The following is a 353-nucleotide window of genomic DNA, read 5'->3' as shown; positions in this document are numbered from 1 at the left end:
TGCAGATCGACGTTAATGACTCCGGACCCCTCATTCTCTACCTTCAATCAATCATTCTCAACTCTCCATTCTCCATTCTCTATTCTCTATTCTCTATTATTCATTGTAGATTCCCACGCAATGACAAAGACCTGTAGATCGGCGTTAATGACTCCGGACCCCTCATTCTCTACCCTCAATCAATCATTCTCAACTTTCCATTCTCCATTCTCTATTATTCATTGTAGATTCCCACAGAATGACAAAGACCTGTAGATCGGCGTTAATGACTCCGGCCCCCTCATTCTCTACCCTCAATCAATCATTCTCAATTCTCAATTCTCAACTCTCCATTTTCCACTATTCACTTTCCG

At 41.9% G+C, this 353-nt stretch carries 1 protein-coding gene; it reads left to right on the top strand.

Going from position 1 to position 353, the window contains the following annotated elements:
- Positions 1-255: hypothetical protein (locus tag AC27VX_RS23900; protein WP_488698481.1), on the top strand; the 255-nt coding region annotated here is incomplete at its 5' end.
- Between the last annotated feature and the right edge of the window lie 98 nt (positions 256-353).

This window comes from Chryseobacterium sp. 14P4.3.2, from assembly GCF_057799275.1.
The sequence above is the reverse complement of the archived record's forward strand: the minus strand, read 5'-3'. Positions and strand labels throughout refer to the sequence as shown.